The organism is Methanoregula sp. (genome assembly GCF_041645475.1).
Lineage (GTDB): Archaea > Halobacteriota > Methanomicrobia > Methanomicrobiales > Methanospirillaceae > Methanoregula.
The window spans coordinates 25,874-44,538 of sequence record NZ_JBAZQA010000009.1; the positions used below are offsets into that span (position 1 = coordinate 25,874).

Below are 18,665 nucleotides of genomic sequence, written 5' to 3' on the forward strand. Positions count from 1 at the left end.
AAAATGGCTACGATCCACCTCGACGGAATGAGGATGGAAATCGGGGAGGGTGCAACCCTTGCGTCCCTCCTTCCGGGCCACCCGAAAGGATGCGCAATCGGGATAATCCGTCCTGCAACCCAGGAAAAGACTGCAACCGGCAGTCTCGCGATAAGCACCACGGCTGGCGAGGTGACCATCGAGATCGCCGGGATGGATGCGGATCTCATCCAGTCCAAAGAAACGATGGCAAACCTCGCACTTCACTGGGGCGACCGGTATGCTGCCGCATTCGGCCCGTTTCCTTCCGGGATCCACCCAATCAGAAAACCGCACCTGTACGAACGGGGCGATGTTATCCTTGGCTGCGGCGGGTACGAACCCTCGCGTTCCTACCTTATTTTCTCAAAAAGCCGGCACTCGGCTGACCATGGGGCTGACGAGAGCGGGGGTATCATCGGTAAGGTCGTAAGTGGCAGGGCGGTTCTCGACCGGTGGACAACCGGTGACCGGATCACGAAGATCGAACCGGTCATCAGCTGGGCGGACACCAGCCGCTCGTTCACCACCACCGACATGAACCTCGTTCCCGAGGACGGGACGCAGGTGGTGACCCGCGTGGAGATCATGGCACAGGGCTATTCGCCTGAACGTATCACTACGGAAGCGGCAGGCAGCGTTGAGCACATGCTCCTCGTACTCCAGCGCGGAAAGTTTGTAGCCGGCCGTGCAACAAGCACCCATATCATGGACCCGCACCTTGCCGGGGCCGAGGATGTGCCAAAAGAATTCCGCCGGCCCCGCAGGGAGGGGACAGTCACGGTCCGGATCACCGGGAAGTCCGCGGGCGGGATCTACATTTACCGGGCGGATGTCCCAAGCAGTCTTGTCCACAGCGTTACCGGACAGGTTGTCCATGGCATCGAGCTTGTCAAACTTGCAAAGGAGCACGATATCCTGTCCGTCCGGGTCCTCCCTGGACGCATCGACCTGCTCGGACTTCCGCTCGCAAAAGCGCAGGAGATCACCGCGGCCCGGGGCGTTGCCCTCAAAGCCGACAAGACCGAGGGTGACCGGATCGTGGTGTCCCAGGAGCCGGGGACCACGCTGGATGTCTTAAACGAGCGGCTCGTAACCGTAACAACCGCTCCTGCCGAAAAAGTGATCGATATCGAACTCGACGATGAGAACGCCCCGCTCAGCTGCGAGGTCTTCCGGCGGTTCACCGGGCTCAAGGAGCACGATGCCGGCATGATGCCGGTCTTCTTCAAGTTCGACGATGTGGTTCTCTTCAAACCGGCGATTGCACCGGGAACGAAGATCTCCCCGGAGAACCAGCCGGTGGAGGAGGTCCCGGCAGCAGCGCTTGCGATAACGAACGATTCCCGCAAGGGTGCAGGTCTCGTAGGGGTGCGCCTTGTGGCGAACCGGGAATTCGGCCCTACGTCCGAGCCCTTTGAGGGGACCAACATCATCGGGCGCGTCATAGATACCGAGAAACTCAAAAAAGTCAGGGAGCGGGAGACCGTGTATATCAGGGAGGTAAGGAAGTGACGGATTATACGCCAGCCCACGTGGGCACCGTTACGAAATACGTGGTAGTGGAATCGTTCGACATAACACCGGCAGACCTCGCTATCCGGGGATACGAGATCTCACAGGGGGCTATGATCAAGGAGACCTGTTTTGGCCTGGTTGTCAGCGGAAAGGAGGAGGACGTCGACCGCATCGTCCGCGGACTCCGGCTGATGGACCCGGACCACATCTTTGTCAAGGACCGGGGATTTCCTCCGGGCGATTCACGACGCTGCCGGGCAAACCTTGGCGGCGCACGGCCCGGGTACAATGGCCTGGAATTCGAGATGACCGTGATCCCGTTCGTTTCGCACGGGCTCGAAGAGCTCAAGAAACGCGATGCAGCAACCATTCCTCCCCCGGAAAACCCGCTCGAATATACGTCCCTCGATATAACCCGACTCAAGAACCTCATGGAAGCACAGGAGTCCTGAAATGGCAAAAGTATTCATCTATCCCGCAACGAGCCTGATCCTCTCCGACATGGTGGCGCGGTTCGGGCACAACCCGCTCTCATCCGCTACCGCGATCCGCGAACGTGTCCAGACCGCAGGACTCGAATCCCCGCCGCTCCAGATCACACCTGAAGAGCCCAAGAAAGGATTGAAGTGGGCGGCAGTCGAGGTTCCCGCCGGGGTCCGGGGGCGCATGTCCCTCTACGGGCCTATGATCGAGGCGTGCGAGGCGGCAATCATCATCAACGACGCCGATCTCGCGTTCGGGTGCATGGGATGCGCCCGGACAAACGAGCTCATCAAGTTCCTCGTCCACCAGAAGCCGATCCCGCGGCTCGAACTGAACTACCCGAAGAACGAGGAAGAAGGCGTGAAGTTCGTAGCAGCCATCAAGCGGTTCCTTGCTGAACTGGGAGGCGCGAAATGACCCAGCCGGTGCGGATTGCGCAGCTCTCCTGCGGGCCGGAGTATTCCGGTATCCAGCACGAGATCGATTCTGCTGCCCGGGAAGTCGGAGGAGAGATCTTCTTCCCGGATGTTGCCTTAAAAGATATCCGCCGGGATTTCGGGAAGTTCGGGCTGGATGTGAAGAGCCCGGACTTAAAGCTCGCGATTGCCCGGGCCATGGCACTCGTGGAAGGGCGGGTGGAGGCAGACGCAGTCTTCATAGCTACCTGTTTCCGGTGCGCCGAGGCGGCAATTGTCCGGAACGAACTCCGGCGATACATCAACGAGCATTCGCGCCTTCCCGTGGTCAGTTACTCGTTTACCGAGCGGACAACCGCAGGAACACTCCTCACGAGGATGGAGGCGCTCACAACCATTGCAAGGCGCCGGGCCCTGCTCGCCCGGGAGACCCAGAAGGGGCTCACCCTCGGTCTTGATTCGGGGTCTGCGACAACAAAAGCGGTTGTGATGCGGGACAACAAGATCATCGGCACGGGCTGGCAGCCCACAACCGAGGTCTTGAAAAGCGCCAACGAGGTTATCGCCCACGCCCTTGCCGAAGCCGGGGTCACCCGGGACGAGATTCAGGCTGTCGGGACAACCGGATACGGCCGGTTCCTCGTAGGAAAAGAGATCAACGCCGATCTCATCCAGGAAGAGCTCACCGTCAACTCGAAGGGAGCGGTCTACCTTGCCGGCCGGCAGCACGGGCCGGCAACGGTCATCGATATCGGGGGTATGGACAACAAGGCAATCTCTGTCATGGACGGGATCCCCGGGGTCTTCACCATGGGCGGCATCTGCGCAGGTGCCAGCGGCCGGTTCCTTGAGATGACGGCAAAACGGCTCGGCGTGGAGATCACGGAACTGGGCCCGCTCTCCATGAAGGGTTTTGGCGGGAAGGTGCCGATGAACAGTTACTGCATCGTCTTTGGCACGCAGAGCCTTGTCAATGCCCTTGCCGCCGGCAGCACCCGGGAGGATGTTGCTGCCGCAGCCTGTCACTCGGTAGCCGAACAGGTGTATGAACAGCAGCTGCAGGAAGTGGATATCAAGGAGCCGGTGATCATGGTAGGGGGAACATCGCTCATCGAGGGGCTCGTCCATGCCATGGGCGAACTCCTCCAGACCAAGGTAGTCGTACCGCCCTACTCTCAGTATATCGGCGCCGTGGGATCTGCACTCCTTGCATCGGGATTCATAAAGGACGATTAGATGTACGCCATCGAGTACTTTGAGGTGGAATGCCCCGAACTGCTGGGCGCCGAGTACTACAAGCAGATCACTAACGATGTCCTGCTCGATCATAATCTCCTCAGGGTCATCAGTAAGCTCCACATCTTTATCGACCCGAAAATCCCGGTCTTTATCGCGGTGGGCACCCTCAAGAGGATCACAACCATTGTCCGGGTCCGCGACCTCGCGAACGTGAACCCGCAGGAGGGCAAGATGACGCTCGTTGTCTCGGATGAGACCTACCTTGCCCCGATGCTGAAGATCTTCTGGGAGCGCTTTGGGAAGGAGAAAGTTGAGCAGCCGGACCGCTTCACGGTGATCCTCTACGATGTCCCCCTGAGTGCGCAGGAGATCGAGGAGATTGTGGTTGCCGACCCGAGTGAATCCCTCTTCAAGGATTTGATCTATGCCCTCCGCTGCATTGCACCGGAAGGGTTCCGGCTCAAGAGCGAGCGCTTTTCCACAGAGAAGTTCTCGTTCGTTGCAAGCGAGAACACCCTTGCCGAGGATATCAACGCCCTGGTCCGGGAGAAATTCGCGCTGATGGGGGAGACGCCATGACGCTGGTTCCGGTCACCTACAAGGGGGGTATCTACCAGCACGACGTGATCGTGGATTTGATCGAGGATCTCGGGGGCTACATTGTCCAGAAGCACATGATCGCCCAGGAAGTGGTGCTCCAGTGCTTTGTCCCAAAGGATGACATTGATCTGATCCGCGAGATCTCCCGGCCGCTCTTCGGGGAAGTGACCGATTCACCGCTTGTCGGGACGGAGATCGCAGTTGTCAGCATGAGCCTTGAGATCCACCACCTGCCCCACCCGTCCTGCGATATCGCCGAGTACGTACGGCGCCTCGGGGCAAAGAGCAACATGGTGAGCCTTGCCCGGGGCCCCGGGAAGCGGATCGCAGGCCTCAACGATGAGGAGCGTGACGTGATCAACGAGCACGACATCGCAGTCTATCTGCTCGGCAACTTCGAGACCTGCATCGAGTACAAGATGCCCACGCTCCGGCGGGGAATCGAGGTGCCGATCGTGCTCTGCGGGGGCCCGGACATCGAGGTCCTCAAGAAGATCATCGACCCGCCGGTGGACGGGTATGTGGGGAACGTTGGCCGGTTCATGCGAAGGACAAAGGAAGCCGACCAGCTCGACAAGCTCGACGAGGTTGTGGCCGAGATAACGAGGGTGCTTGAGAAGAAGCGCGACTCGATTGCAAAAGACCCGCTCTCGGTCTCCCCGGCCCGGCTCATGGGTTTGATCCGGGAGAAGGTTCCGGCGATCCTCGATGTGACATCCCCGACACCCCTGACCGTCCAGATGGCAGGCCTCAGGGTGAAACTGCCCTACGACACGTTTTCTGCGGAGCTGCGGAAGATTGAGATCGAGGATGGGATCCTGCTCGGCGATGTGGCCGAGATCCTGCCCTCGCGGATGCGGGACTACATCCTTGTGAAGGTTCTCCCGTTCTCTGAGACAAATACGGTGGTATGATGGCAAAGATTGTATCAGGAAAATCAACCCGGGATCAGTTCGAGGAGAAACTCGCACAGATCGTCAGGCAGGGCGCGGATGTCACAGCGGATGAATGGTTAAAAGCTATCGAGGTGGAATACGGGAAAGTGCCGCTCGTCTTCAAAAGGATGGGCGAGCGTCCCGAAGTGCTCATCTCCCATCTCCTCTACAAGGGAACGGTGGCCCAGACAAGCCCGCTCGACCCGAAGTACGTGGAACTGATCAGCATGGCCGTCGGGGCAGCTCTCAAATGCCCGCACTGCACCGGCTACCATATGCAGGCCGCGATGAGGATGGGGGCGACCCGCGAGGAAGTGCTTGAAGTGATCCTGCTCTCTGGGATGATCTCGAACTCGTCGGTCCTGGCAAATGCATACCGTATCATCGACGACAAGCTGGAGAAATGTATCCCGTGCGAACTCAAGGGTGTGGGAAAAGCGTCGGAGACTGCGATCAAGGGGAGGGGAACGACAGGGAAGAAAACGCCGGCCCGGAAGAGGGCAGTGGCTAAGGCAAAGTAGAGGGAGTATCCGCCTTTAAGAGACCGGGTTCCTGCACCATTCGTGCACAGATCCGGTGTACCCCTTTTTTTAAATCAAAACCTGGTTAACAATTTTCAGTCAAACCCTGATGAAAATTTTTCAGGCAGGGTTTGATTGATCCGGATCATTTTTTTACGCAGGGTCATGATCGCGATGATCTTTTTGAAATCAAAGCTTGACTGAAAAATAAAAAGCAAAGTCTGCCGGAAAAATTTCAGGCAGGGTGCGGTTGCAAAAAGTTAAACGGGTTTGTATAAATCCAAAAAGGCAGTTCACGACGAAGACATGATCATAATGCCCGGTTTTCAACCAAGGTTCGCTTGAAATTTTTGCATCAGGGTCTGCTCAGAATTTTTTAATCAAAGTGCGGTTGAAAAATAAAATTCAAAGTGCGATTGATCCGGATCATTTCTTTACGCAGGGTCATGATCGCGATGAACTTTTTGAAATCAAAGCTTGACTGAAAAATAAAAAGCAAAGCCTGCCGGAAAAATTTCAGGCAGGGTGCGGTTGCAAAAAGTTAAACGGGTTTGTATAAATCCAAATGATAGTTCACGACGGAGGCCCGATCGCAAAACCCGGTTTTCAACCAAGGTTCGCTTAAATTTTTTTCAGCAGGGTCTGCTCAAAATTTTTCAATCAAAGTGCGGTTGAAAAATAAAATTCAAAGTGCGATTGATCCGGATCATTTCTTTACGCAGGGTCATGATCGCGATGAACTTTTTGAAATCAAAGCTTGACTGAAAAATAAAAAGCAAAGCCTGCCGGAAAAATTTCAGGCAGGGTGCGGTTGCAAAAAGTTAAACGGGTTTGTATAAATCCAAATGATAGTTCACGACGGAGGCCCGATCGCAAAACCCGGTTTTCAACCAAGGTTCGCTTAAATTTTTTTCAGCAGGGTCTGCTCAAAATTTTTCAATCAAAGTGCGGTTGAAAAAATAAAATCAGGATGCGATTGATCCGTGAGCGGTTTTCAAACGCGATCGGGATCGCGATTGTTTTTCACTCAATGGGAACAGACTGCACCGGCACCGATCCTTGATCCCTCACCTCCTCACATCCTTTTAAACCACCGGTACCCACCTTTACCATAATGTGCGGTATTGCAGGCCAGTTCTGCCTGGACGGGAACGTGCCGGACGGGAGCCTCCTTGAAGAGATGTCCCGGCGCCTCACCCACCGGGGCCCGGACGGGGAGGGGACCCGCATTCTGGGCAGTGCCGGCCTTGTCCACCGCCGGCTTGCCATCATCGACCTGACCGACGAAGGTCTCCAGCCGATGACCAACGAGGACAAGACGCTCTGGCTGGTCTTCAACGGCGAGATCTACAACTTCATCGAGCTCCGCGAGGAACTGGTGCAGAAGGGGCACCGTTTCCACTCACAATCTGATACGGAAGTGATCCTGCACGCGTACGAGGAATGGGGAGAGGACTGCCTCTCCCGGTTCAACGGCATGTGGGCTTTTTCCCTCTACGATGAGAAGAACCGAACACTCTTCTGTGCCCGGGACCGGTTCGGGATCAAGCCGTTCTACTACACCCTGGCCGGCGGATCATTTCTCTTCGCCTCGGAGATCAAGGCGCTGCTCGCCCACAAAAAAGCCGGGACAGAACCGAACCTTCCAGTGCTCGGGACGTTCCTTGCCTGGGGGGTCCAGGACCACACCGAAGAGACGATGTTTGAGGGGATCTTCCAGCTTCCGCCCGCCCATGCAATGAAGATAACGGCCGCAGGGGCGGGGACACCGTTCCGTTACTGGGAGGTAAAGGTGAACGGGGAGATCCGGTCGGACGTGCCGGACGAACAGGTCGCATCCCGGCTCCATGTAATTCTTGAAGATGCCACCCGGATCCATCTCCGGAGCGATGTCCCGGTCGGGACCTGCCTCTCGGGGGGGATCGACTCCTCCACCCTCACGATCCTCATCAACCAGCTGATCCGGAACGAGGCTTCGGCAAGCGTCGGGACCCGGCAGAAGACCTTCTCCTCGGTCTTCTCCGACAAGCGGTTCGACGAGAGCCGGTATATCGATGAGATTGTCGCGGCAACCGGCGTTGACGCCCACAGCACCGTGCCATCCCCTGAGGAACTCTGGGACGACATAGACCGGCTCGTGTACGCACAGGACGAACCGTTCGGCTCGCTCTCCATCTACGCCCAGTACTGCGTGATGCGCCTGGCGCAGAAGAGCGTAAAAGTCGTCCTCGACGGGCAGGGTGCCGATGAGCTCCTCGGGGGATACCTCGGGTACCAGGGGAGTTACATACGGGGTCTCACCGGGTCATTGCACTGGTGGACCGCAATTCAGGAAGTGGCCGGCAGCCTCAGGCATCACGGCGGGTTCTTCCGCTCGGCCCTCGGGCAGCTCTTCGTCAGAAAGGGGCGCAGGAACCTGCTCGCGTGCCCCGCTCCGGCCGTAGACCGGTACGGGGGAGGCCTGCCGGCCGTACTGCAACGGGAACTTATCAGCACCAACCTTCCCGCACTCCTCCATTACGAGGACCGGAACTCCATGGCGTTTTCCATCGAGTCCCGCGTACCTTACCTCGACGTAAGGTTTGTGGAGTACGCAGCCTCGCTCCCCCAGAACCAGAAGATCCGCAAAGGGGTTACCAAGATCGCGCTCCGGAACGCCATCCGGGGCATTGTCCCGGAATCCATCCGGTGCCGGATGGACAAGATGGGGTTTGTTACCCCGGAAGAGGTCTGGATGCGGGAAGATCTCCGGCCATTTGTTCTTGCGGTCCTCTCATCGGACGAGTTTGCGGGGCGGAACCTGTGGAATGCCGGCGAAGTTATCAAAAATTACCTTGCTTTCCTCGACAAAAAGGCCGTGTATTCCCCTGAGATCTGGCGGATCGTCTGCACGGAACTCTGGCTGCGGAAGTTCTTTGACCAGCGGGACAAATGAACCGGATCTCCGGAACCTGCCTCACCAGTGGTTACTTAATTATCCTTTACAGATAATGTTCAGTAAAGACGTGAATGCAGGTTCGCTCAGGTGAACCTTTGGTGTTTTTATGAGATCGATAATTCTTGCCGGCGGCGTGGGAACCCGGCTCTGGCCGCTCTCCCGGGAATATTATCCCAAGCAGTTCATCCAGTTCGAAGGAAATTCCCTTTTCCAGAATACGTACGGGCGGGCGATCCGGCTCTCGGGTCCCGAAGAGATTTACGTGGTGACCAACGAGATCCACCAGTACCTTGTCCGCAACCAGATCGAGGAGCTCGGGTATGCTCTTCCGGAAAAGAACCTGCTTGTAGAGCCTGTCGGGAAAAATACCCTTCCCGCGATAGCCTGGGCAATGCAGCGCATCCGTACAAAAGACCCGGCTGCGACGGCAGTTGTCTTCCCAAGCGATCATGTCCTGGGGGATGCCGCCCTCGATCAGATCCGGCATGCAGAACCCCTTGCTGCCGACCACCTGGTCACGTTCGGTATCCGGCCCGCGTCACCCCACACAGGATACGGGTACATCAAACCCGGTAAACGATTGCAGGTCGGCAACCTTGTCCGGGAATTCAAAGAGAAGCCCGATGAAAAGACCGCAGAGGAATATGTCCGGAAAGGGTACCTCTGGAACAGCGGTATCTTCCTCTTGTCGGCCGGCTGTTTCTTTGAGGAACTGGAGCGATACCAGCCCGGGTTGTCTGCTGCGTTTGCTGATGATGCCGGCCCGGACTATGCCGGCCTTGCAGCCATCTCCATTGATTACGGTCTGCTCGAACATTCGAAACGGGTTGCAGTTGTTCCCCTGGATGCGGAATGGAGTGACCTGGGAACGTTCAAAGCCCTCTATGACATCGAGACGCACGATCCCGAAGGCAATGTCGGGGAGGCCGACTATCTCTTAGCGCAGAACAATTTTGTGCGGGCTCCTGGAAAGCATGTCGGGCTTATCGGTGTCAGCAACCTGGTGGTCGTGGATACCACGGACGCCCTCCTCATCTGCGACAACCGGCACACGGAGCAGGTCAAAGACCTGGTGAACCTGTATAACAGGAACGATGACCCGGTGACCCGGTTCCACCGGCAGGTCCACCGCCCGTGGGGTTCGTATACGGTACTTGAGGATACCCCGACCTATAAGATCAAGCGGGTTACCGTGAAACCGGGGGAGCGGCTTTCCCTGCAGCTCCATCACCACCGGAGCGAGCACTGGGTTGTTGTGCGGGGTACCGCAGAGGTCGAACTCAACGGGGAGACCCGCCTGCTCCGGAAAGGTGAGAGCACGTATGTGCACGCCGGGATGCAGCACCGGCTGAAGAATCCCGGTGTCATCCCCCTCGAAGTCATCGAGGTGCAGCTGGGCGAGTACCTGGAAGAGGACGACATTGTCCGGTTCGACGACCAGTACGGCCGGGCATGATCGTCGTGACCCCAAACTTCTGTTTTATCCGGGTTTAAGGCAGAGCCAGACCCCCCTGATTATCCCGGTTATTTTTTTGACCGGCTGAATTTTTTTGGGGGCGGGTTTTTGTTCCCGCCGGCAACCAGGCAACGGGCATCCTTTCCGATCAGGTCCTTTCTTCCGGCAAGGGTAAGCCCTTCAGCAACCAGCCAGCGGTTGGCCGGATCGCGGTAGTGCAGGAGGGCCCGCTGGATCTTCTTCTCGCTCTCTCTGGGCACATGGACCGGCTGCAGGGTAAACGGGTTGAGACCGGTATAATACATGCAGGTCGAGACGCTCATGGGTGTCGGGGTAAAATCCTGGACCTGTTCCGTATAGAGCTGGTTGTCCCGGATGTATTCTGCCAGGGTCACCATATCGGCAACAGTGCAGCCGGGATGCCCCGACATGAAATAGGGGAGCAGGTACTGTTTCTTTGGTTTATTCTGCTGGAGGGCGGAAAAACGCGTCCGGAACCGGTCGAAGATATCCCGGCCGGGCTTGTTCATGATCCGGGTAACCCCCGGGGCAACATGCTCGGGTGCCACCTTGAGGTGCCCGGAGATATGGTGCTCGCAGATAAGCGGCAGGTAATTGCTGTGATCGGCAAGCACCAGGTCATACCGGATACCCGATCCGATGAACACTTTTTTTACCCCCGGGATCCCCCGGACATTTGTCAGGAGCCGGCACTGGGGTTCGTGACTGGTATCGAGGGTCTTGCAGGCCGGGTTGCAGGTCTTGTCTTTGCAGGCACCCTGTTTCGCCCAGAGAGCACAGCGCAGGCCGTACATGTTCGCCGTCGGGCCACCCACATCCTGGACCGTGCCGCGGAATTCCGGCATGGTTGCCATCCGCGTAACCTCGCGGAGGATGGATCCTTCGCTCCTGCTCTGGATGATCCTGCCCTGGTGATGGGTGAGGGCACAGAACGAGCAGCTGCCAAAGCATCCCCGGTGGCTGGTGATCGAGAACTGGACCGGGGCAAGGGCAGGAACCGGCCGGGTATACGCGGGATGGGCGAGCCGGGCAAAGGGCAGCTCGTAGATCCTGTCCAGATCTTCCGTTGTGAGCGGCAGGGCCGGTGGGTTCTGGATCACGACCGTCTTGGGATGAGGCTGCGCCACAACCTTTCCCCGCAGGGGATCCTGTTCGGCATAGTGCAGGGCAAATGCCCGGGCATATGCCATCTTATCCCCTGAGACCTCGGAAAATCCCGGTAATGTTACAACACCCGTAGGCGGGGTACTTTTCCATTCCGCGATCTCCATCGTATACGCAGTTCCGTGGATATCCCGAAGGGACCGGATTGGTTCCCCTGCCGCAAGGCGGGCTGCGATCTCCCTCATCTGCCGCTCACCCATGCCAAAAACAAGGAGATCGGCAGGAGCATCCGCGAGAATCGACTGGCGTACCTTATCCTGCCAGTAATCGTAGTGGGCGAACCTGCGGAGGCTTGCCTCGATCCCGCCGATCACGACCGGGATACCGGGGAACAGCTCGTGAACCTTATTGGTATAGACGATCGTTGCCCGGTCGGGCCTTCCGGGAATGCCACCGGGGGAGTAAACATCCTCGCTGCGCCGCTTCAGGTTCGGGGTGTAATGGTTCACCATCGAGTCAACATTGCCGGCGGATATGCCAAAGAAGAGACGGGGGCAGCCAAGCGCAGTGAAGTCGCCGGGGTTTTTCCAGTCGGGCTGGGCGATAATACCAACGGCATACCCGGCATCCCAGAGCATCCGCCCGATGAGAGCAGTCCCAAAGGACGGGTGATCCACGTAGGCATCGCCGCTGACAAGGACGATATCGAACTGCCGTATCCCCAGCTTCTCTCCTTCCTGCAGGGACATCGGGAGGAAACGGGGCTGGGGAATCATAGGCTGGACGGGAATGAGAGAGGGATCATGGACCGGATGAAGAGATCATGAAGAGGGGCGCCTTGTAAGATCCCGGATGATATCCGCAAGGCCCCCGGGGAGCTCGCTTGCCTCTTCTTTCTTTTCGGGTTTCGGGGCAGGTCCTTTCGGTTCAGCGGGCTTTTCTCCCTCATTCCCCTTGCCGGATCCCCCTTTCCCGAGCGTGGGGAGATGGAGCTGGGTCTTCTGGTCGAATTCCCGCCGGGCCATGAGGCCGGTGAATTCAAACACTACCGCTTCGACAATGAGGTAGGTCACGGCCTCTTCCCGGAGACAGCCGGTAAGGGCGTGACCCGACCGGCCAACCGAGGCATGGTAGTGGATATGGGGGCCGCCTTCACCGGAAAAGATGGTGCCGACGCCGAAAACTTCCCAGCCTCCCTCGAACATGACAAAATGGGGAACCGGGGGGATGACCGGTTCCTCGGGGCCGGTCACCATCCTCCCGTTCATCAGCGCACCAAGGAAGATGATCGAGCCGGCATGGATGCCTTTATCCAGGACAAAGCGATGCAGGGACTCAAGCATGTCTTCCCCGTCATCGATCCTGACCATAAAGACCCTGCCGAGCTGCCCTTCCGTGTACTGCATAGCCTGATTCCTTTTCTGATATTCAATATGGTTTGTGGGGGTTTATATCTCCTGTGACGGTTTCAGGGGTGGGAGCGGGCCTTACCGCCCACCCGCTCCGCCTCCGCCAAAACCCCCGCCTCCGCCAAAGCCTCCCCCGCCAAAACCCCCGCCTCCGGCACCCCCGTGGCTTGGTGGCGTGAAATGCATGAGCGGGATAAAGGCGTAGTTCATTCCCATTGCTCCCACCGGGACACCGGTGTCAGCAACGCGGATATTGAGCGCTTTCATGGCCCGTTCCACCTTGTCGCCAACGCCCAGTGCAGTACCGTACACGAGCCATTCACCCCACATGGAGATGTCGGCGGGGCTGTACTTCTGGATCATGGCAAGATCCGAGAGGAAATGGGTAAACGAGTCCCATTCCAGTTTTTCCCGGTACCGGTCGTCTTTCCAGTGCCCGAAGAGGGTGGACGGGGCTGCAAAAGCAACGGCAGCCTGGAGTATGACAATGATCCAGAGAAGCACTGCCGGGAAAAGGATATACGAACACATGGAAGACGTGAGGGCAAGGATCAGGCTTATGGCAAACAGGACGATACCGGCAAGGAGAAGGGGCAGGAGGTGGTCCCTGCCGTCCACGGTATATTGGCCGGGCAGGACCGAGTCCAGCCGTCCGGTAACATCCGTAAGCATCTTCTGGTACCGCAGGGCTTTTTCTTCAGCAGCGGTATTTGTCCGGGCCTGTTGTGCAAGGGCTTCAACCGCGTCCGTATCAAGCACCCCGTTCTCGGCAAGATTGTTGATGAACGCGATCACCCGCTGTTCATACGGGTCAAGACCGGCAGTATTCAGGACACGGATCACGATGCCCTTTCCTTCCCCTTTTTCCGTGATGATGATATTCTTTTTCCGGTGGAGATCCAGGAGCGTTGCATAGTAGCCGTCTTCATCGAAATCCAGCGCATCTCCCTTGAAGAGCAGGTTCACCTGCCAAGGCTTGAGCGAGGGGTTGGGAATGGTGCTGAGATAGGCCGGAACGGTAAACTTCTTCTCCCTGCCGTACCGGTTGTAGATCAGGACGAGGAGGATCGGGACAAGGATGACGGAGATCTTCCCGAGAATATTCAGGATATACCCGGCATAATAGGGTAGGTTGTACCAGAAATTCGCCCAACCGGTCTTTCCCTGGAGGTCAGATACTTCGCTCCTGAACCCGGCCATCTGGCTGAAACCATCCGGCGTACTCAGGATCTCAACGGCCAGGATCTCATCGGCCGCAACGCTGCCCGTGATGACTGCCGAGTCCCCGGTCCTCTGGACACTCAGGGTCGGGGGATAGACAGAGACCTGATCGGTCTCTCTCACCGGGATGGTAACTCTGACATTGTGGTAGGGGATGTGAGTCTTTCCCGCAAACTTCAGGTTGAGATGTGAGGACGAGGCATCGTATTCTATCGGTGGGTGGACCACGTACTCGGAACTGACCGTGTATGTCCCCTGGGTGAAATAATCCGGGTTGAAAACCCCGGCCTCGTTGGTTTCAGCCAGCGAGCGGATAGTACTTTTTCGCGATGAATCGGATGAAGAGCCGAACAGGACAACCTGGCCATTCTCATCTTTGGCATACCCGGTTGCACCATCAGGGGGATTTACTGAGACGATGCGCATATAGGGGCGGGAGCTGGTATTCTGGACCAGCGGTACTTCCCATATCCGGTACAGCATCCGGTATTCGCCTGAAGCCCGTACATCGTACGTATACTGCTCGTTCAGGGTGCCATCTTCATGCAGTGTGGCAACGTAGGAGTCGACCACAAGGTTGCCCTCAAAGAGAGGGGGCATTACCGTAACAAGGGCAAGGCCCGCAATTCCCATGAGGAGGCAGACTGCCACGACCACGGCCAGTTGTTTTTCTTCGCCCACAGTAATTACCCGTTAGAACTCGATCTTCGGCGGAGACTTGATCGCCTCTTCGAACTGCAGGTACTCGAGCTTAAGAAGACCGATCATCTTCCCGATGAAATTGGAGGGGATCGTGTCCATCATCGTGTTGAACTCCTGCGAGATGTTGTTGTAGGTATAGCGCTGGCGGGCGATCTCGTCTTCGATGTTCTTGACCGAGTCCATGAGACTGTTCACGGTCGTGGAGGTCTTGAGGTCGGGATAATTCTCTGCAACCGCGAGGAGGCGGCCGAAGATGGAGCGGGACTCGGCTTCCACCTTGTTGAGGTCGCCGGGGCTGGCCGTGGCCACGCTGGCCCGCATGGCAGTGACTCTCTCAAGGGTCTCTTTCTCGAATTTCGCGTAGCTCTTGACTGCGCCAAGGAGCTGCTCGATCATGTCGAGCCGCTTTTTCATGGCAACGCGGATCTGGCCAAGAGTGGCTTCGGACGAGTTTTTCAGGCTGAAGAAGCGGTTGTAAATGGAAACCGCCCAGATGACAAGCCCGATTATGATAAGGACGACAACGCCCAGAATAATCCATTCGATCATGATTCTCAGTGTAGTGATGATCGTTTTTTCTAGATAAGATGATTGGGAGCAGGGAAAAATAGAACGAGAGTATTATAAAATTTTATTCGAGAGTCAGAGACCCGACAACCCGCAGTTTTCCGCCTTCTAGATAATGGAGCACTACCCGGGCGCCCGGGGGATAAACGAGCGCTTTCTCCATGGAGAGGGTGAGAGTCGGCATCCTCCAGTCACTTTCAGTTTCCACCTTCTCGACGCGGGTGGGGAGGAACTGCATCCAGTGGCCGGCGTAGATGACCATGCCCTCCTTGAGCGGGGCCGGCCAGTACTTGACGAGCTGGGCCCTGCCCGTGACCGTGGTGGCGTAGTGAACGGAGGGATCGCTGGTCAGGACAAAGCCGCGATCCAGATCTTCGGATTCAACATTCTTGAGGGCGAGGCCGACCCGGTCACCGGCAACGGCAGTGTCTGCATCGTCGTCATGCTTCTGGATAGAGCGGATCTGGACGCTCTTATCCGTAGGGAGGAGCTTCAAGGTATCGTGTTTCCTGATGCTTCCTTTGGCAACAGAGCCGAGGACAACAACGCCGACTCCTTTCACATTGAAGTGGGCATCCACCGGTACAACGCCTTTTCCCGTACTCTCGTGGGCTTTCTGGTGGGCAGTCTGTTTTACCGAGATCTCGAGCATCTTCTCCCGGAGACCAACCATATCCTCTTCGAGAACCTCATAGTGTTCGAGAACCGTGCCCTTGATCAGGGGGGCTATCTGGTCGGGGCTGATATAGTTCTTGAGGATAAGGTACCCGGAGGATTTACCGGCACTCTGGAGCATCAGGACGCACTCGCCAAAGGTTGCGTTGATCTCGTCTACAACGAGGATCGCCCGGTCCGACATGGAGACCGCGTAGAAGAGCGAGGATAATTTTTCCGGGTACCGCGTGGGTTCGATGAACGTAACCGTGGCATCACCCTTCTTGAGGTTGTAAAAAGTGATATCGCTTGCCGTCCCCTTCTTTCCCAGATCCTTTGCATAATCCGGAGGGGCGAGGATTGCGACCGTGAGGTTGGACATACAGGAACGTAGGTTGTCCAGAAATATGAGGGTTTATGCGAAACCACCCGGTTTCGGCATATCTGATGCAGGAAAATTAATTACCGCTTTTGTTTCCGCCGGTCTTTTATATCTTCAGGGAGCTCTTCCCGTGAGTTCTTTTCGAGATATTCTTCCACCGTTTTTCGTTTGAAGATCAAAATGACGATGAGGATAATCCCCACTGCAGTGATCAGAGCCCCCATTTTATAATCGGCAGGATCGAAAACAAACCTGACAACCCGGGTATCCTGGGAGATTCCCGCTCCAATGAAGTTGTTTACGGAAACCGCATCCGCACCATTGACTTTCCACCCGTTGTAGAAGGCTCCCTTGAGGATAACCACGTCGCCGCTCTTCAGTTGCCCCGACGCGATCACTTCATCCGGTGAAAATTTCTCGATCTTCAGGGGATACAACTGATCATCCCGTATGAAAAACGCATTGGGGAGGACATGCTCCGGCCGGTACACCGAGATATTCTGGACCTTGAAGCTGTACGCGGGGAGGTTCTGGTTTCCGTTATCGAGATACCGGGTGTCGATGATATAGTCCACGCTGTAATAGCTCACGTTCCCGATCATGTAGGTGAGCTGAGGGACGGTATTGAGGTAATATGCAGCATAGGCACTGACAGGGTGGATATTATTGACCACATCCCAGTAGGTGAAATCCATGTGCTGGATTGCCCATCCCGTTTCATATACCCATAACTGGGTGTTTGTATTGGGTAACCGGGTGATTTCCTGGATAATAGCCGGTGCAACGCTCTTGTCGAGCTCGGGCGAATAGACTTTGACATATCCGCAACCAACATTTCCCATAACCATCAGGAATAACCCTGCGATGAGGAGCCCGCAGAAAACCCGGGAGCTTTTCTGAACACCTTGTGCTTTCTGGATGAACAAAAACAAGCCGATAAACAACAGGCCGATGAAGAGCAGCCTGATGAGGACATCTGTCTCGACAAAGGAATACAATCTGAGAAGGACCGCCGCATTGATTAACAGGGCGATGAGGAAGAACAACTGTATTGTACGCTCCGATCCCTTTCCTAAGTACAACAGGGCGATAAAGGCAAGAACAAGGATTACCGAAATCGCGGTTTCAGCAGTAATCATCTCCTGGAACGGCAACTCCAGAATTTTGACAACGACAAGGAGGCCGAGGCCAAAAATTACCATCCTGCGCTGATCATGAGAGAGATCGAACGTCTCCCCTTTCTTGAGCTTATCAGATAGGAGGATTGTCCCGTACAGTGCCAGAAAGAGGATAATGGGTAAGAGCGCCCCGTAAATCCTCCCCGGGTTCCTGAAAGAACTGACAACCGGCAGGAAATGAATGAACGATACAAGGGTTTTCCCGCCGTCTGCCCAGATGACCGAGGCCAGGATGGCAAAGAACGAGGGGACCGTTATCTCCCGGCGTCCATAGAGAAGGGCAAACACTGCAAGGAGAAGGGGGATTATCCCGATCAGTATCCCGCTCTCATACTGGGCCCACAGGGTATCGATACCGGTTCCGAGAACAAACGAGGCAATGCCGTTTTCAAGCGATCCGCCACCGGCGAGCGGATCAATGACATCGTTCCGTATTATGGATCCTGATACATTGAGATCCGGAATGCTTTTTACCGATACCAGCAGCAGGAGGATTACCAGAGACAGGGCAAGGTAATACAGGACCTTCTTCGAGATTTTTTTATCCACTGCATAGTAGATAAAAAAGACGAGAATGATGAGAAATGCCAGGACAAAGTGATAGACGTTTCCGGTAAAGTAAACAAGGGCTGCCGTAACAGACAATCCAACACAGTTCAGAATACCGGGTTCATTAAAAAGTACTATCTTGAAGAAAAAGTAGTACAGAAGAGGGAGCCAGACAAGCCCAAACAGGAGCAGGTGATGTCCGGCATATATTCTGCCGAAAAGCATTCCGGAAAAAGTGAAAAACAAGGAAAAAACCAGAAGGGCATTCAAATTCTTTGTAAGCAGGCTTCCCAGTTTGAAAAAGGCAAAATACCCGATGATGAGATGGAACAGGATGAGGAAGTTGACTACTGAGAGATTCTGGAAAATGAGATAGAAAGGAAACGAGAGGATATAGTACTTGTCTCCACCAGGGTTCGCCGTGAGGGGGAGACCCCCGGACCAGAGGTTGGACCAGGTTAAGAAATAATTCTGATCAACTATCTGGTAATACATCGTATTTGCGAAGATATCGTGCCATTCGCCGATATATGTCTGGTTGAACGGGAGAAACGAATAATACAGGATTACAATCAAAAGAACGGGAAAGAGATAATAAACAAGATCCTGCGGGGAAAAATTCCGGAGTTTCTCTTTTAGCGGGGCGATGAAGCTCATCAGGTACTACTTGATGAGGCGAATTAAAAAAATATTTCTAAAACAAATCCCAAAAAGGATTCCGGTTCTATTCTGTTTTTTGTTGTTTTTTAAAGGC

The 18,665-nt window shown here is 55.9% G+C and carries 15 protein-coding genes; 9 read left to right on the forward strand and 6 right to left on the reverse strand.

Annotation, left to right across the window (positions count from 1 at the left end; genetic code table 11):
* The first annotated feature begins 3 nt into the window (after positions 1-3).
* The 9 genes from WC598_RS08540 (at position 4) to WC598_RS08580 (ending at position 10,124) form a co-directional block, all read left to right on the forward strand.
* On the forward strand, positions 4-1,533 hold the full coding sequence (locus WC598_RS08540) for a methanogenesis marker 3 protein (protein WP_372961065.1): 1,530 nt from the start codon (positions 4-6) through the stop codon (positions 1,531-1,533).
* The gene (locus WC598_RS08545; protein WP_372961066.1) at positions 1,530-1,988 is read left to right on the forward strand and encodes a methanogenesis marker 6 protein; all 459 of its coding nucleotides are present in this window, start codon (positions 1,530-1,532) and stop codon (positions 1,986-1,988) included. The genes WC598_RS08540 and WC598_RS08545 overlap by 4 nt, the downstream gene beginning before the upstream one ends.
* A gap of 1 nt (position 1,989) precedes the next feature.
* Positions 1,990-2,436 carry a methanogenesis marker 5 protein gene (locus WC598_RS08550; RefSeq protein ID WP_372961067.1) on the forward strand — a complete coding sequence of 149 codons (447 nt, stop codon included), beginning with the start codon at positions 1,990-1,992 and terminating at the stop codon, positions 2,434-2,436.
* Complete coding sequence (locus WC598_RS08555) at positions 2,433-3,671, forward strand: methanogenesis marker 15 protein (RefSeq protein WP_372961068.1); 1,239 nt, start codon at positions 2,433-2,435, stop codon at positions 3,669-3,671. Before WC598_RS08550 ends, WC598_RS08555 begins: the two co-directional genes overlap by 4 nt.
* A complete protein-coding gene (locus WC598_RS08560; protein WP_372961069.1) occupies positions 3,672-4,253 on the forward strand; it encodes a methanogenesis marker 17 protein in 582 nt (193 codons plus the stop codon).
* Positions 4,250-5,188, forward strand: coding sequence for a methanogenesis marker 7 protein (locus WC598_RS08565; RefSeq protein ID WP_372961070.1), 939 nt, complete (start codon positions 4,250-4,252; stop codon positions 5,186-5,188). Before WC598_RS08560 ends, WC598_RS08565 begins: the two co-directional genes overlap by 4 nt.
* Complete coding sequence (locus WC598_RS08570; RefSeq protein WP_372961071.1) at positions 5,185-5,730, forward strand: carboxymuconolactone decarboxylase family protein; 546 nt, start codon at positions 5,185-5,187, stop codon at positions 5,728-5,730. Before WC598_RS08565 ends, WC598_RS08570 begins: the two co-directional genes overlap by 4 nt.
* Positions 5,731-6,844: 1,114 nt before the next feature.
* Positions 6,845-8,665, forward strand: a complete 1,821-nt coding sequence (asnB, locus tag WC598_RS08575; protein WP_372961072.1) for an asparagine synthase (glutamine-hydrolyzing) — start codon at positions 6,845-6,847, stop codon at positions 8,663-8,665.
* 109 nt (positions 8,666-8,774) lie between these two features.
* Complete coding sequence (locus tag WC598_RS08580) at positions 8,775-10,124, forward strand: mannose-1-phosphate guanylyltransferase/mannose-6-phosphate isomerase (protein WP_372961073.1); 1,350 nt, start codon at positions 8,775-8,777, stop codon at positions 10,122-10,124.
* Between the two features lie 68 nt (positions 10,125-10,192).
* Here WC598_RS08580 and WC598_RS08585 read toward each other — a convergent pair whose 3' ends face one another.
* From WC598_RS08585 to WC598_RS08610, 6 genes are all read right to left on the reverse strand, one after another.
* Positions 10,193-12,025 carry a YgiQ family radical SAM protein gene (locus WC598_RS08585; protein WP_372961074.1) on the reverse strand — a complete coding sequence of 611 codons (1,833 nt, stop codon included), beginning with the start codon at positions 12,023-12,025 and terminating at the stop codon, positions 10,193-10,195.
* A 45-nt stretch (positions 12,026-12,070) separates the two neighbouring features.
* On the reverse strand, positions 12,071-12,655 hold the full coding sequence (locus WC598_RS08590) for a PPC domain-containing DNA-binding protein (protein ID WP_372961075.1): 585 nt from the start codon (positions 12,653-12,655) through the stop codon (positions 12,071-12,073).
* An 81-nt stretch (positions 12,656-12,736) separates the two neighbouring features.
* Complete coding sequence (locus tag WC598_RS08595; RefSeq protein WP_372961076.1) at positions 12,737-14,560, reverse strand: DUF2207 domain-containing protein; 1,824 nt, start codon at positions 14,558-14,560, stop codon at positions 12,737-12,739.
* A gap of 12 nt (positions 14,561-14,572) precedes the next feature.
* On the reverse strand, positions 14,573-15,130 hold the full coding sequence (locus WC598_RS08600) for a LemA family protein (RefSeq protein WP_372961077.1): 558 nt from the start codon (positions 15,128-15,130) through the stop codon (positions 14,573-14,575).
* An 82-nt stretch (positions 15,131-15,212) separates the two neighbouring features.
* Positions 15,213-16,184 carry an EF-Tu/IF-2/RF-3 family GTPase gene (locus tag WC598_RS08605; RefSeq protein WP_372961078.1) on the reverse strand — a complete coding sequence of 324 codons (972 nt, stop codon included), beginning with the start codon at positions 16,182-16,184 and terminating at the stop codon, positions 15,213-15,215.
* 80 nt (positions 16,185-16,264) lie between these two features.
* Positions 16,265-18,568 (reverse strand): hypothetical protein, encoded by a 2,304-nt coding sequence (locus WC598_RS08610; protein WP_372961079.1) that lies wholly within the window; start codon positions 18,566-18,568, stop codon positions 16,265-16,267.
* Positions 18,569-18,665: the final 97 nt, after the last annotated feature.